This is a genomic window from Hymenobacter yonginensis, from assembly GCF_027625995.1.
Taxonomy (GTDB): Bacteria; Bacteroidota; Bacteroidia; order Cytophagales; family Hymenobacteraceae; genus Hymenobacter; species Hymenobacter yonginensis.
The window spans coordinates 3,235,314-3,249,920 of the sequence record NZ_CP115396.1; the positions used below are offsets into that span (position 1 = coordinate 3,235,314).

Below are 14,607 nucleotides of genomic sequence, written 5' to 3' on the forward strand. Positions count from 1 at the left end.
CCGCTGACACAGTGTCAGCGGGGCTTTTTGTTGGGTATCGTTACGACTTAGCTATTGGCCGACAGCAGCGTGTTCATCGCCACGTCTTCGTTCAGGTATTTCGAAGAGTACGACTGGTCGGGGCCGTTGAGGAACAGGCAGGTACCGCCGTTGACGGCCTCGATGATTTCGTCTTTCTGGTCCATGGGCAGGGCGGGGCAGCCGAGGCTGCGGCCTAGGCGGCCATATTGCCGGATGAAGTCTTCGCTCACGTAGTCGGCGCCGTGCATGACCACGGAGCGGGCCAGGGCGTTTGTGTTGTAGCCTTCATCGAGGCCCTGCAGCTTGAGGCTGCGGCCGTGCTTGCCGATGTACTCGCCTTCGGTCACGTAGAAGCCTAGGCTGCTCATGTTCGACTCGTTCTCGTTGGAGAAGTTGGTCGCCATGTTTTCGCCGGAGTTGTGGCCGTGCGCTACCAGCGTGTGGAATTTCACCTGTTTAGCTTCCAGATCAAGCACCCAGAGGCGCTTTTCAGTGCTAGGCAGCTCGAAATCCACTACCGTCAGCAGCTGCTTATCGTCGGAGAGCTGGCCGTTGTGCTGCAGGTTAAGGTAGCCGGTCATGGCTTTCTCGAACACGTTGTAGCGCAGACCCTGGCTTTCCACATTCAAGTCGCGGTACAGGTCGTGCAGGCGCTGGTTGAAGAAAGCGGTCTGCAGGTTTTTGGCTGATGGCAGCTTCGCTTCCATCCCCTGAGCTTTTACCTTATTGCCGCTGCCCATTACCGGGCCAGCCAGCGGAGTAGCCATGAACAGGGCAGCTACGAACGGGAGTACCCGGCGCGCCACCCGGCGGGCCCGGCGCTTCAGCCGCTGACGACGAACTACACTCTGATTTTCCATCGACACACTTCAGTTTCGGTTGTAGAAAAGATGCCTTTCACTTGGTAAAAGCCATCCGGTATCCTTATACGCAAACAGCGCGGGACCGGATGACTGCACCGCCGCTGTGGGCACCGGAATACGCATAACATAGCGCTGGCACGATTAATTCCTTGTGGTTGACTGCGGAGCGCGGAAGAAGGGTAGCAACAGCGGCAGCAGCAATATTTTGGTCTGGGGCCTGACAACGGAATTTTATCATTTATCTTGTAGCCCGGCTTTTCCCAAAAAAGCCGGCATGAGCGAATTTTCGCCGCTTCCGACCCGCATCACCAACCAATTCCCCAAACCCATATGCTCAATTGTACAAATGCCTGGTGGCGCAAGCTCACCCTGGCGGCCGCTGCCTTATTAGTGCTGGGCGGCCAACCCGCCAAAGCCCAAAAAGTAGTCCTGCAGGGCTACTGGTGGGACTACTGGAACACCAACTACCCCAACGGCTGGGCTAATTACATTGCCCTGCTGGCCCCACGCCTGAAAGCCATGGGCATTGATGCCGTGTGGCTCCCGCCGAGCATCAAGAATGGCAACCAGGGCAACGGCTACTCGCCCTTCGACAACTACGATCTGGGCGATAAGTACCAGAAAGGCTTCACCGCCACCCGCCTCGGCAACAAGGATGAGCTGCTACGCGCCGTGGCCGTGCTGCACGCCAACGGCATCGAGGTGGTGCAGGACATCGTGCTCAACCACAACGACGGGGCCGGCTCACAAACCGGCGGCGGCGGACAGGATCCGGCCGCCTGGGAAGATGGCTCGACCAGCAAGTACAAGAACTTCCGGTACGTGAGCTACAGCAAGCCCGCCACCGACGAAACCGCCGCCAACTACCTGGCCCGCAACGGCCGCTTCCCCAAAAACTGGCAGAACTTCAACCCCAACCCCGGCAACAACTCCACCTCCGGCGACCAGAACCAGATTCTGTTTGGGCCCGATATCAGCTACTACAGTGGCTCTTACGGCCAGAGCTCCAACGCCACCTTCAACCCCGCGCAGGGTACCGACTACATGCGCACCAACCAGCGCAACTGGCTGGTGTGGTACAAGAAGCAGGAAGGCTTTGATGGCGTGCGTCTGGACGCCGTGAAGCACTTTCCGGAGTTTGCCATGGAGGATTTCCTCTACAATATGCAGAGCAACGCCGGCTGGGCCAATGGCGGCGCCACCATGTACGCCGTGGGCGAATGGGTGGGCGGCAGCGGCCAGATGGACAGCTGGGTGGCCGCCGTGCAGAACCGCGCCGGCACCTTCGACTTTTCGCTGCGCAACGCGCTGTACAGCATCGTAAGCGGGGGCGGCAACTTCGATATTGGCTCGTTGCCGACTTACCAGCAGGGCACGCGGGTGGTGCAGATCAACGGACAGTTCGTGCACCGCACGGTACCGTTTGTGAACAACCACGACACGTTCCGGCCCCAGGTAAGCGCCACCGGCAATTACACTGGCTGGAACACCGGCTCGGAGTTGGCCCCCCACATCGACCCGTTCGACCCGCGCCTCTCGGCCGCGTATGCCGCCGCGCTGGCCGTGGATGGCTCGCCGCAGATTTTCTTCGAGGATTTGTTCAACATCGGCAGCACGGGCAAGCGCTACTCGCATCAGCCCACCAGCACCGTGGAACTGCCCCAGCGCTCCGACATCGAAAACCTGATCTGGTGCCACCAGAACCTGCGTTTCAAGGACGGTGCCTACAAAGTGCGCTGGCAGGCCCAAGACCACCTGGTCATCGAGCGGAGCACCAAGGCCATCATCGGCATCAACGACAACTTCTCGACCTGGCAGAACAGCACGGTTTCGTGTGATTTCGCGCCCGGCACCGTGCTCAAGGACTACTCCGGCGCCAACGGCACCGCTACCGTGACGGTAAGCGGCTCACAGACGGTGAGCATCAACACACCGCCCTGCAACGGCACGGCCACCGGCGGCCGGCGTGGCTACTCGGTGTGGGCGCCCGTGGGCATTGGCACCAACTACGTGCGCGCCGCCATGGCGACCACCCAGGAATGGGAGCTGGCCGACGACCTAGGCGACTCGCACGCCTCGTCCTTGAAGCAGGGCGGGCAGCTGCCGGCCTCGTCCACGGCCTACCGCACGGCGGGCCGCATCTACGTAGAATCGGGCAAGGCCGTCACCTATAACCTGTTCCCAACGGATGCCACCCGCAGCCTCACGGTAGAGCTGGTGAGCGGCACGAGCACCATCGTGAGCAGCAAAACCGGCACCGGTACCCTCACGGGCACCTACACGCCCACCGCTACCGGCTGGCTGACGCTGCGCGCCAAAAACGCTTCCACCTCCAACCCGGCCCAGCGCGCCTTTATCAAGGCCACCTACACCGCTCCGGCCGTCCTCACCAGCACGGCCCTGCGCGAAACCGGCGTGCTGTCCACGGCCAACGCCCGCACCCCGCTGGCCGGCGCCGACCTGACGGTGTACCCCAACCCCACCGCCGCCAACCGCATCGACATGGTGCTGCAGTCGCCGACGGACGTGACGGCCACGCTGCGCCTGACGGACCTGATGGGCCGCCTCGTGCATGAGCAGAAAGTGCGCCTCTACCCCGGCTCCACCGAGCAGCGCCTCCGCATCGAGCGGGCGTTGCCGGCCGGTGTCTACCAGCTGAACGTGCCGGAACTCGGCCTGAGCCGCAAAGTTGCGGTGCAGTAAAATCAGGCTTAATGACTTGCAAAAAAGCGCCTCCGGGAATTCCGGAGGCGCTTTTTTTTATGCTGTAGGGTTTTACGTTGAATCCAGAAGATGTAACGCGAAGTTCCACTTCGCGGAGCGCCAGAGCAAGCAGGGTCAAGCAGCAGCATTTGGATTCATCGGGTGTCGCAAATTGCCGGGCGTCGCGAATTTATCCGGGTGTCGCGAAGTGGAACTTCGCGTTACATCTTCTGGCACCTGCATAAGGCCCGCCATTCACGGCGTGCCTTACCGCCAGCCCCGCGCCGCTAGCTGCCGGGCGGCAGCGGCGGTGCCATCCAGCCACTTCGATTCCAGACCGGGGCCGGCGAGCAGTAGGCAGGAACCTTCGGGCAGGCTCTGGATGATGGCGCGGTACTGGTCGGGGGGCAGGGCGGGGCAGCCGCGGCTGTAGCCAACCTGGCCGTGGCGCTGCAGATGCTGGCGGCTCACGTAATCGGCGGCGTGGAGGACGACGTAGCGGCGCAGGGCGTTGTCGTTCTGGCCTTTGTCGAGGCCGCGCAGGCGGCGTGAGAGGCCGTGGCTGCCGCCGTAGGTGTCTTGGGTGCGGTAGAAGCCCAGCGCCGTACACGCCGACTTGATGGTGTTGGAGAAGCGCCGAGCCCGCAGCCTGCCCGAGCCCCGGCCGTGCGCGACGTGGCTGCGGTACAGCACCCGGCCCTGCCGCAGATCCAGCACCCACAGGCGCTTTTCCGAAGAAGGCAAATCCATGTCGGCTACGGCCAGCACGCCGCCCTGCTGGATGCGGCCCTCTTGGCGCAGTGCGAGGTAGCCGACACAGGCGCGTTCCAGCACTTCAGGCCGCAAATCGGCGGCCTCGGGGCCCAGTTGCTTGTGCAGCAGCTGCACCGCCTGGCGCACCGAATCGGGCAGGGCGGGCAGCGGCGCCACGGGCGTGAGGGCCAGCGAATCGGGCAGCGGGGTAGTTATGGGGGTAGCCGTATCGGTGGGAGCTGGCCCCAGCTGGCTGGCATTCGGCGCGGCAGCGTTGCTGTCGGAGGCCGACACGTTGCAGCCGGCCACCCCCAACCCGATGGCTGCTACGGCCAGCTGCCGCCACTTCTTCCCCCAAATTCCAGGCTCCGTACGCATGGCGGCAAGGTAGGCACACTCCAGCAGCTGAGGAAAGCACGGAAGAAAAATAAACTGCTTTCAAAGCATCAAAAAGCCTCTTCCATGTTTCGGAAGAGGCTTTTTGCTGTCTACACAAACCTACCAGCGCTTACCCGACCGGTAGGGCACTGAGCGCGCCCGAAGGCGGCCCTGGGTATGGCTCTCCATTTCCAGGACTGTCCGCTGGGGCGGCCAGCTAGGTAAAAGGTGCACTTTGGGTGCAGCAACCGCCACCAGTGAACAAGACGAGTAAGAAGAAAAAGCCGCCGAAACAGCGTCGGCAGCAACTATAGTTTTGATGAAGGAAGACATAGCGAAAACATTGAGGGATGGGGAAGAAAAGCAGCCATTATGTGCCCACTCCAGCACTTTCGACACCGGAACGGGCTGCCCACACCTGCGCTAAAACAGCACGCTCACGCTGCCTTTCACGAAAAACGGTGTGCCGGGCGTGTAGTGCAGCTCCGAAACGCCTTCGGTGGGCTCGCCGGGCAGGCGGCTCAGGGTGTCGAACTGGGCCTGGTTCCACTCCACGTTCAGCAGGTTCTCGGCGGTAGCCCCAAGCACGAAGCGGCCCACGGCGTAGCTGGCCACGGCATCGAGCAGGAAATAGCCCTGCGCCTGTACTGTGTTGGCCTCGTTGGCCGGGCGGGTGTTGAGGTGGCGGTAGCGCAGGCTGGCGCTCAGGCCGCGCGGCTGCTTGAGCGTGAGGCCGCCCACGGTGGTAAAGCTGGGCGCCAGCGGAATGTAATTCTCCCCTTTCGGCACGCCCACCAGCCGGCCGTGGGCATAGTTCAGGTCCACATCAGCGAAGAGCATACGGCTGAGCTGGTAGCGCAAAGCCACGTCGGCGCCGAAGCGGCGGGTGCGGCCGGCGCTTTCCGTGAAGCCGCCGTCGCCGACGTACACCAGCTCGTCCTGCAGGTGCAGGGCCCAGAAGGCGGCATTCACCACCAGCGCCGGCAGCGGCTTGAAGGTGCTGCCCACCTCGTAGCCGATGGCCCGGGGCAGCGCCGGCAGCGAGTCGTTGCGGTTCACGACTACGGCGCGGGCATCGTTGGAGTGGAAGCCCAGGCCCGAACGCACAAACAGCTGCGTGTTCGGCGTGAGGTCGTAATAGAGGTTCAGCTTGGGGCTGATGCGCGCCTTGGTGGCGCGGCCCGAAGTTTCGGTGTCCTGCGCATCGCGGTAGCGAAACACGAAGTAGTCGGCCCGAAGGGCGGCGTTGAGCGTGAGTTGCTCGGTGAGCGTGAGCGTCTCGTCGAGGTAGGCGTTCAGGTTCTGCTCGAACACCCGGCCGGCCACGATGGTGCCGGTCACCTGCCGCTTCACGGAGTTGCGCAGAGCCACGTCCACATCATCAATGCGGGTGCCGAGGCCGAAGGTGGAGCGCAGGGCCCGGCGGCCCAGCTGGCCGGTGCGCTCGTAGGTGCCGGTGTAGCCGTAGATGTTGCGGCCGTCGGTTTGCCGGATCTGGTCGCCCTGGTCGGGGTTTTCGAGGAAGAAAGTAAAGTTGGAGTAGAGGTTGAAATTGTAGCGCGAGAAGTAAGCCTGCTGGCGCAGCACGGCATCGTGGGGCAGGGCGGTGGTGAGCACGGCCGTGGCGTTGGTGCGGCTGGTGCTGCCGCCCTCGGTGTCGTCGATGGAGCCGAAGCGCGAAATCCGGCCGTCGCGCACGGCCCGCTCCGGCACCTGCCCCGAGGCATCCCAGCGCGAAGTGAAGTGCGAGCCCAGCAGCATCAACGACGTGCGGTCGGACAGAATACCGGTGTATTTGCCCAGCCCGTTGAAGCGCCGAAAGTGCTGCGGGCTGTCGAAATAGGCGTTGGTGAACGTGTACTCGGAGGCCAGGTAGGCGCTTTCGGTCTGGTTGGACAGCAAGTGCTTGCCGGCGGGCAGCAGATCCAGCAGCGCCACCGCCCGGCGTGTATCAAACCGCCCGATTTCCACCTTGGCCAGGCTGCTTTCCAGGCTGGTTTTGGTGCTGAACTCGCCGGAGCCGGCCGTGGCAAAATCGCCGAAACGGGCCGTGTAGGGGCCTTTGTACACGCGTAGCGCGTCCACGGTTTCGGGTATCACAAAGTGCATGTCGGCGTAGCCCTGGCCGTGGGCATGGCTGACCATGTTCACCGGCAGCCCGTCGATGCTCACGTTGAAATCGGTGCCGTGGTCGACATCGAAGCCGCGGATGAAAATCTGCTCGGCCTTGCCGCCGCCAGCGTGCTGCGCAATCACCAGGCCCGGCACCAGCGGCAGCAGATCCTGCGCCGAGTTCACGGGCCGCAGCACCTGGTCGATGCGGGTGATGGCGGCCAGGCTCTGGTTGGGGTCGCGGGGCTGGGCCACCGTGACTTCGCGCAGATTGAGGGCCACGGCGGGCAGCGCCAGCGCGAGGGTCTGGGTTTCGCCGACAGCCAGCGTGAGGGTCTGGCGGCGGGTGCCGTAGCCGAGGCCGGTGGCTTGCAGCGTGTAGGTGCCGGCCGCAAGTCCACCGAGCCGGAAGTGGCCCAAAGCGTCGGTAGCAGTGCCGGTAGTGCCGGCCGGGCCAGTCAGCTGCAGCCCAGTGCCCGGCAGTGGTTGTCCGGAAAGAGAATCGGTGATGGTGCCGCGTAGCGTGGCCAGGGCGCTAGATTGCGCGGACGCCGGGCGGCTGCTCAGGGCCAGCAGCGCCAGCCCAAGCAGGTAAAGTCGTAAAAAGTAGAGGTGCATAGTGCCACAGCCATGACGGGACCTCTACCGCACGCGAGGCGGGCAGAAGGCACGTCGGGTGATAAGAAGTTGACAGAATCCGGCTTGCCTGGCAAACCGAAAAAGCGGGCACAGGGAGGCCCGCAGCACTTCTTATCCGTGGCGCGGCGGCGCGTAGGGCTGCTGCCCGAAACCAGCCGGCACAGCCGGGCGCAGGCGCGGCGCCTGGGGTTTCGGGGCGTAGATAACTACCGCTACCGGAGCTGGTTCGGCGGCGGTGAGGCAATGCACGTCCAGCCCTTTGAGGGTGCTCAGGAAGTGTAGCGGCGTTTCCGAGGCGCCGGGTTTGCGGGTGGCGTACTGCTCGCCGTTGCAGTGGTCGAAGCAGTCGATTTGCAGGTAGTGCTTTTGCTGGCAGTCGGCGCTGTGCACGTAGGCGGTGGCGCGCTGTGGCACGGGTTCCGGCCGGCCCACGAGGCCCGCGCCAACTACCAGCAGGTAGTTGAGCAGCAGCAGCCAGATGAGGACGGAACGGAGCATATTCGTTGTTTACTTTTTGTTGTTTGGCTGTCATTCCGAGCAGCGCGAGGAATCTGAGTTTGCTTGGTGTGTTTCCTCAGATTCCTCCCTGCGGTCGGAATGACAGCTATTATCAGGCGAAAAACACCCGCTCCACCGTCCAGTAGGCGGCAATGAGGCCGATGACGATGGACGCCGGCACCACCACGCGCTGCTTGTACCAGGGCTTGCCACTGAACCAGTAGCCAACCAGCCCCCAAGCCAGCAGAATCACGGCCACCTGGCCCAGCTCCACGCCCACATTGAAGGCCAGCAACGACTCCAGAAACAGCCGCCGCGGCAGCCCCAGCCCGGTCAGGACGCTGGCGAAGCCCATGCCGTGCACCAGCCCAAAGCCGAACACCACCACCACCCGCCACGGATTCAGCTTGCTGACGAGGATGTTTTCCAGCGCCACAAACAGAATCGACAGCGCAATAATGGGCTCAATAATACCTGGCGGCGGCGAAATCAGCCCGTACATGGCCAGCCCCAGCGTGATGGAGTGCGCCACCGTAAAGGCCGTGGCCTGCACCAGCACCGACTTCAGGCGCGGCTCCAGCAGCGCAATGCTCAGCACGAACAGAATATGGTCGAGGCCCAGCGGCAGGATGTGCTCGAAACCCAGCTTCAGGTAAATCCAGATGGCATCGGCCTGGGAAAGTTTGCTGACGTCTACGCCGTCCAGCGCGTGGGCACTGGCGGCGGCCGGAGCCAGCAGCAACGGCAGCAGCAGTAGCAGGCGGGAGGGTAGCGGCGGCTTCATGCGGTTATCGCGCGGCCAGCAGCTGCTTGCCTTCCTCGGCCAGCTCCAGGCTCAGGTAGGGATTGATGGCCAGGGCCTGCCGGATCAGGGCCTGGCCCTCGGCGGCGTGGCCGGATTTGGTGGCAATCAGGCCGGCGCGACACAGAAGCGTGGGGTTTTGGGAGTTGGTGCGGCGGGCCTGCGTGATGAGCTTGCGGGCCGCAGCGTATTCGCCGCGCTTGTAGTGTACCCAGGCCAGCGTTTCCTGCACGTCGATGTTGTCGGGTCGGCGCTCGTACTCGGCTTTGGCGTGCTCCAGAGCTTTGTCGGGCTCGTTGGTTTTCAGGTAGGCGTAGGCCAGCTCCCGGTCGGCGTAGTGGCCCATCTGCTCGTTATCGTCGGCCTCTTTGGCGTCGGTAGCCAGCATTTTGATGGCCTCGCGGGCCATGGCGTTGGCTTTGGCCGGCTCGTGGTTGAGGCGGTAGAGGTCGGTCAGCTCATCGGCAAAGGCATAGTCCTTCACCGTGGCGCGGGCTTTCAGGAAGTGCGCAATGGCCGCCGGATAGTCGTGGCGGGCTTTGGCCACGCGGCCGAGGCCGGCCAGGGCGTAGGCGTAGCCGGGGCGGGCCGCCAGGGCCGTCTGGTACTGCTGCTCGGCGCGGTTCAGGTCGCCGGTGGTTTCGTAAAGGTGGCCCAGCGTGATGCGCGACCATTCGGTTTGCTCCAGGCCACCTACGCCGGCTTTGGTGGCCATGTCCATGGCCTCGATGGCGCCGGGCACGTCGCCGTGGATTTCGCGCAGGTACGATACCCGGGCGTAGGCCCGCAGGTCGGGGCGCACGGTATTCATCTTGTCGGCCATGCGCACGGCTTCGGGGTAGCGGCCCAACTCTACGTTGGCGTCGCAGAGCAGCCCGTACACGAAGGCGTTGTTGGGGTTGAGCTGCACGGCCTGTTCGGCCAGGGCCAGGCCTTCGGTGAAGTGGTGCTGGGTGAGGCTGAGCGAGGCTTTGCAGCACAGCGCCTCAAAATTGTCGGGTTCCCGGCGCAGAATCTCGTCGAGCAGCTTCACGGCGGCCATGTCGTAGTACGGATGGTCGCCGGTTACGCGGCCTTCCTGCATGTAGGCCTGGGCCAGCAGCAACTGGGCCTTGGTGTCGTCGGGTTTGTCGCGCAGGCGGGCCAGCAGGCCGCCCACGGCTTGCTGGGTGTTCACCCACTCGCCACCCAGCGCTAGGTCGCCGTGCCGGGGCTTGAGGGCGGGAACGGGCTCGGGCTTCCGGAAGAAAACCAGCGCCGCCACCGCCGCCATAAAGCTCAGCAGTAAGATCGGGTAAAGATATTTTCGCACAGAAACGGGAGTTGAGAGTTCGGAAGGAAAGATAGGGCGATGGGGCCGCTGGTTGCGTTGATTACCGCCCAAAAGTTAGCCGGGCTCATCCGGGCCCGGCTAACTTTCTCATTTGGCTGGCAGGCAGAGCACCTAGCCAGGGCCGGATGCTGCGCCAGAACAAAGCAGACTAGCGCTGGTGCGCAATCCGGATGGTTTGCAGCACCGTCGAGCCGTTCGAGAGGGTAGCTACATAGATGCCGGCGGCCGTGCCGGACGGCATGCGCCATGCGTACTCAAAGGCGCCGGGCTTGTGGGCTTTGCCTTTCATCGGCGTGGCAATCACGCGGCCGTTCAAGTCGGTGATGCGCAGCGTCAGGTCCGACTTCACGCCTACTTCGTAGCTGAACGTGGTCTGGTCAACTACCGGATTCGGGTAGGCCACGAAGTTGTCGACGGTGTTGGGCTGCAGGCCGAGGCCGCCGGTGGCGTTGCGCTGCGACAGGGCTACGCGCTGGGCTTTGGTGCCGCTCCAGGGTGTCTGGGCATACGGGAAGCCGGCTTTGAACGTGGTGTCGTTGGCTTCAATACCGGTGCGGAAGCCTACCACGCCCAGCAATTGCGGCGTGAGCGGGCTGGTAGCGGTGGCTGTGTAGTCGTCGTAGAACAAGCCAATGGCGGCCAGTACGGCACCACCTACGGCTTGCAGTTCGATACGCGTCACGTCATCCTCCAGACGGCGGCCGTTCGGGAAGCCGTCCATGTTCGGAATGTTCTGCAGCGTGGCATTGGCGTTGTAGCGCGGATCGGTGAGGCCCAGCACGGCAGCCTGCAGCAGGCCTTCGGAGCTGAAATCAGCCGAGTTGCGCGGCGTAGCGGGCACGGCCATGTTCAGGCGCAGCATGTCGCCGAGTACGGGCAGGAAGTTGTTGATGAACGGCTTGCCGGCCGCCAGCGGGTTGCGGGCCGGCTTGCCCGTGGCCAGCTGGTAAGGCGGCAGGTTGGGCACGCCCGTGTGGAAGATCGGCAGGATATCCACGGAACGCGGCTTGCCGGCGCGCAGCAGGTAGGGGCCAAACGTGGCGTCAGCAAACACGGTACCGGCACGCTGGGTGGCCGTCAGGCCCGATACGCCGTTGGCGCCGTTACGGAAGTCGAATGCCTGCAGCGAGTTGCTCTGGATGCGCAGCGGGGCCAGACCGGGTACGGCCGCGCCGTAGTAGGTGGTACCGTTGGCCGTGCCCTCGGCCATGTACAGGCCGAGTTCAGGGTTGGAGAGGTAGTCGTCGGTGGAGGCGTCCTCGGTGTAGGGCGTGCGCGAATTCCAGCGGTCCTTGCCGCCGATGGGCACGATTACTTCGTTGGTGAGCGGCATACCAATGCGCGACACCTGAATCCAGTTGCCTGAATGGGCCTGCGTGCCGTCGGCATTGAGCGTGCGCAGGGCCGGGCGGCTGGCCGAAGCCCACACGCCAATCACGAAATCAGGGTCCAGAATGTTGGCGGCCTGGGCGGCGGTTTTGCCGTCTTTCTGCAGCAGCGAAATCGGAATCTGCAGGGCAATGGCGTGGGTGTTCTTGCGGGCCAGGCCGTCGCGGGCGCTGGCCGTGCGGATACCACCCAGATCAAAAATACCGCCCAGATCGGCAAAGAACGGGTCGTCGGTCGGGCCGCAGAATACTTTCACGCCGTTGGCCGCCGTCCGGATGGCGCCGGTCATCAGGGCGTCATAGGTGGTGTTGAGGCCGGCAGCGCTGGTGATGGAGCGCGGACCTACGTTGGTAGGCGGCACGATGCCGTTGGTGACCAGCGTGGTGGTAGCCCCACCCCGGATAGCTTCCAGGGTGTAGGTGGTTTTCAGGTTCTGCTGGCCCAGCCGGATGTTGAAGAACGTGGTGGGGTCCTGGTTGGTGCGCGAGAACGTGAAACGGTAGGTGATGTCGTCGCCGGTGGTGGTGGCGCTGTTCTTCACGTGAATCTCGTAGCGCACGTTCTCGCCGAACGTGTTGTAGTTGGGGCCACCCTGGGGCAGCTCCAGCGGAATGTAGTTGGCGATGATGGTCACGGTTTCCGCAGCGTCGGGGCTCCGGAAGGCGTACAGGTCGGTGTTGTCGGCCAACGGGTCGTCGGCAATAAGCGGGGCTTCGCGGTGGCTGGAAGCTTCCAGGCGGGTGCCTTGGCCACTCCAGGCGACGGCACCTACTACAGCGGTGGTAGCGGCGGCCAGCAGCAGAATGGGACGCGTAATGTTTTTTGCCATGATGGATAAGGGGGTTGGAAAGGGTAAGGATGAGGAAACGCAACACACCAGCGGCAACAAGCCGATGGTGGCAAAAAGCAAAGCCAAACGCGCGGTGTGCGGAGCGGGATATAGAGCGAGAACAGGCAGGCCGGAAGCCGGCGGGCCTGTGGTAATTCTGCCGGGAAGGATAAGGTCCGACAGTATTGATTTCTAATTATATAGAGTCCTACGTGAGTAGCTATATAAGCGGTTTGGCAAAGGCGGCAATTATGTACATCTTTTATGAAACCCTTCGCGGCCCCACCTGGGTGGCCGGGGTGCAACACGGCGTGGGCGGGTTTTCTTCCGTACTTTTGGGCCCTTTACGCGCCGGGCCGGTTGTTCTCGCTCACGCCCGTTTTGCCTCACCGTGCGCGCCCCCGGGCGCGCTGTCTTTATCCGCATGGCCAAAGTCGCAATCAACCTCTCCACCGGGAGCATACAGCAGGAAGAAATCATCGTCGGCATCGACCTGGGCACCACCAACTCGCTGGTGGCCTACATCCAGCCCGACTCGCGCCAACCCCGCGCCATCAACGACCAGGGCCGCGGCACCATCGTGCCGTCGGTGGTGCACTTCCCACAGGGCGGCGAAACGCCCATCGTGGGCACCGACGCCAAGCAATACCTGCTCACCGACTCCGAAAACACGATTTATTCGGTGAAGCGCCTGCTGGGCAAAAGCTACAAAGACCTCGGCGAGCACGCCCGCGAGCTGGGCTATAAGGTCATCGACGACAACTCAGAAGGCCTGGTGAAAATCCGGGTTGGCGACAAGTTCTACTCCCCCATCGAGCTGTCGGCCGAGATTCTGCGTGAGCTGCGTGCCCGCGCCGAGCACGCCCTCAAAACGCCCGTCAACAAGGCTGTGATTACGGTGCCGGCCTACTTCAACGACTCGCAGCGCCAGGCCACCCGCGACGCCGGCCGCCTGGCGGGCCTGGAAGTGCTGCGCATCGTGAACGAGCCCACGGCGGCCGCGCTGGCCTACGGCATCGGCCTGAGCCCCGACGACGAGAAAACCGTGGCTGTGTACGACCTCGGCGGCGGCACCTTCGACGTGAGCATCCTGCGCATTCAGCAGGGCATCTTCGAGGTACTGAGCACCAACGGCGACACCTACCTGGGCGGCGACGACCTGGACCGCGCCATTTCCGACCACTGGACCGCCACCTACAGCCTCGCCGACCAACTGCATAATAATGGCTCGCTGCAGCAGGAGTTGCGGCTGCTGGCTGAATCGGCCAAGCGGTACCTTAGCCAGCACGACGACTTCGCCGGTAACCTCGGCGACGACGTGGTGGTACGACTCAGCAAATCTGAGTTCAACCAGCTGGTGCAGCCTCTAGTGGACCGCACCATCACGTCCTGCCGCCAGGCCCTCACCGACGCCGGCCTCACGCCTGCGGACCTCGATGCCGTGCTGCTGGTAGGTGGCTCCACGCGGGTGCCGCTGGTCTACGATTCGGTTTCCGAGTTTTTCCAGCAGCCCGCCAACAACTCGCTCAACCCCGACGAGGTGGTAGCGCTGGGCGCCGCCATCCAGGCCGACATCCTGGCCGGCAACCGCCGCGACGTGCTGCTCTTGGACGTGACGCCGCTCACGCTCGGCATCGAAACCCTGGGCGGCCTCATGGACCCCATCATCCCGCGCAACTCCAAAATCCCAACCAAGGCCGGCCGCCAGTACACCACCAGCGTGGATGGGCAGGTGAACCTAAAAATCTCGGTGTACCAGGGCGAGCGGGATTTGGTGCAGGAAAACCGCAAGCTGGCCGAGTTCGACTTACGCGGCATTCCGGCCATGCCTGCCGGCCTGCCCAAAGTGGATGTCAACTTCATCCTGAACGCCGACGGTATCCTGAAGGTGGAGGCCATCGAGCTGCGCTCCACCACACGCCAGGCCGTGGAAATCAAGCCCCAGTACGGCCTCACCGACGAGCAGGTGGAACAGATGCTGATGGACTCGTTGACTCACGCCCGCGAAGACGTGGCCGCCCGCATGGTGATTGAGGCCCGCACCGTAGCCGAGCAGATGCTGTATCAAGTAGAGCGGTTCGTTGAGAAAAACCAGCTGCACCTCTCCGAAGACGAAATCACGCAGACGGCCGCCGCCACCCAGCGCCTGCGCGAGTCGCTGGAAACCCGCGACAAAGACACCATCCTGAAAGCTGTTGACGAGCTCGAAGCCCTCACCAGCCCCTACGCCGAGCGGGTGATGAACATCTCCATCAAGCAGGCCATGACCGGCAAGAAAATCGAGTAG

General features: G+C 63.5%; 9 protein-coding genes. 2 read left to right on the plus strand and 7 right to left on the minus strand.

Annotated features, from left to right (window positions below; all coding sequences use genetic code 11):
- Positions 1–47: 47 nt before the first annotated feature.
- Positions 48–881, minus strand: coding sequence for a murein L,D-transpeptidase catalytic domain family protein (locus O9Z63_RS13895; protein WP_270125884.1), 834 nt, complete (start codon positions 879–881; stop codon positions 48–50).
- Positions 882–1,214: 333 nt separating this feature from the next.
- Between O9Z63_RS13895 and O9Z63_RS13900 the strand changes: the two genes are divergently transcribed.
- Complete coding sequence (locus tag O9Z63_RS13900) at positions 1,215–3,587, plus strand: alpha-amylase family glycosyl hydrolase (RefSeq protein WP_270125885.1); 2,373 nt, start codon at positions 1,215–1,217, stop codon at positions 3,585–3,587.
- 267 nt (positions 3,588–3,854) lie between these two features.
- Here O9Z63_RS13900 and O9Z63_RS13905 read toward each other — a convergent pair whose 3' ends face one another.
- The 6 genes from O9Z63_RS13905 to O9Z63_RS13930 all read right to left on the minus strand — a co-directional run bounded on the left by O9Z63_RS13905 (position 3,855) and on the right by O9Z63_RS13930 (position 12,320).
- Positions 3,855–4,718, minus strand: coding sequence for a murein L,D-transpeptidase catalytic domain family protein (locus O9Z63_RS13905; RefSeq protein WP_270125886.1), 864 nt, complete (start codon positions 4,716–4,718; stop codon positions 3,855–3,857).
- Between the two features lie 423 nt (positions 4,719–5,141).
- Positions 5,142–7,448, minus strand: a complete 2,307-nt coding sequence (locus O9Z63_RS13910) for a TonB-dependent receptor (protein WP_270125887.1) — start codon at positions 7,446–7,448, stop codon at positions 5,142–5,144.
- Between the two features lie 132 nt (positions 7,449–7,580).
- Positions 7,581–7,967, minus strand: coding sequence for a hypothetical protein (locus O9Z63_RS13915; RefSeq protein WP_270125888.1), 387 nt, complete (start codon positions 7,965–7,967; stop codon positions 7,581–7,583).
- A gap of 112 nt (positions 7,968–8,079) precedes the next feature.
- Positions 8,080–8,751 (minus strand): HupE/UreJ family protein, encoded by a 672-nt coding sequence (locus tag O9Z63_RS13920; RefSeq protein WP_270125889.1) that lies wholly within the window; start codon positions 8,749–8,751, stop codon positions 8,080–8,082.
- A 4-nt stretch (positions 8,752–8,755) separates the two neighbouring features.
- The gene (locus O9Z63_RS13925; protein WP_270125890.1) at positions 8,756–10,081 is read right to left on the minus strand and encodes a tetratricopeptide repeat protein; all 1,326 of its coding nucleotides are present in this window, start codon (positions 10,079–10,081) and stop codon (positions 8,756–8,758) included.
- Between the two features lie 169 nt (positions 10,082–10,250).
- Complete coding sequence (locus O9Z63_RS13930) at positions 10,251–12,320, minus strand: DUF4331 family protein (RefSeq protein ID WP_270125892.1); 2,070 nt, start codon at positions 12,318–12,320, stop codon at positions 10,251–10,253.
- A 424-nt stretch (positions 12,321–12,744) separates the two neighbouring features.
- On the opposite strand from O9Z63_RS13930, the gene hscA reads away from it, so the two are divergent.
- Complete coding sequence (gene hscA / locus O9Z63_RS13935) at positions 12,745–14,607, plus strand: Fe-S protein assembly chaperone HscA (RefSeq protein WP_270125893.1); 1,863 nt, start codon at positions 12,745–12,747, stop codon at positions 14,605–14,607.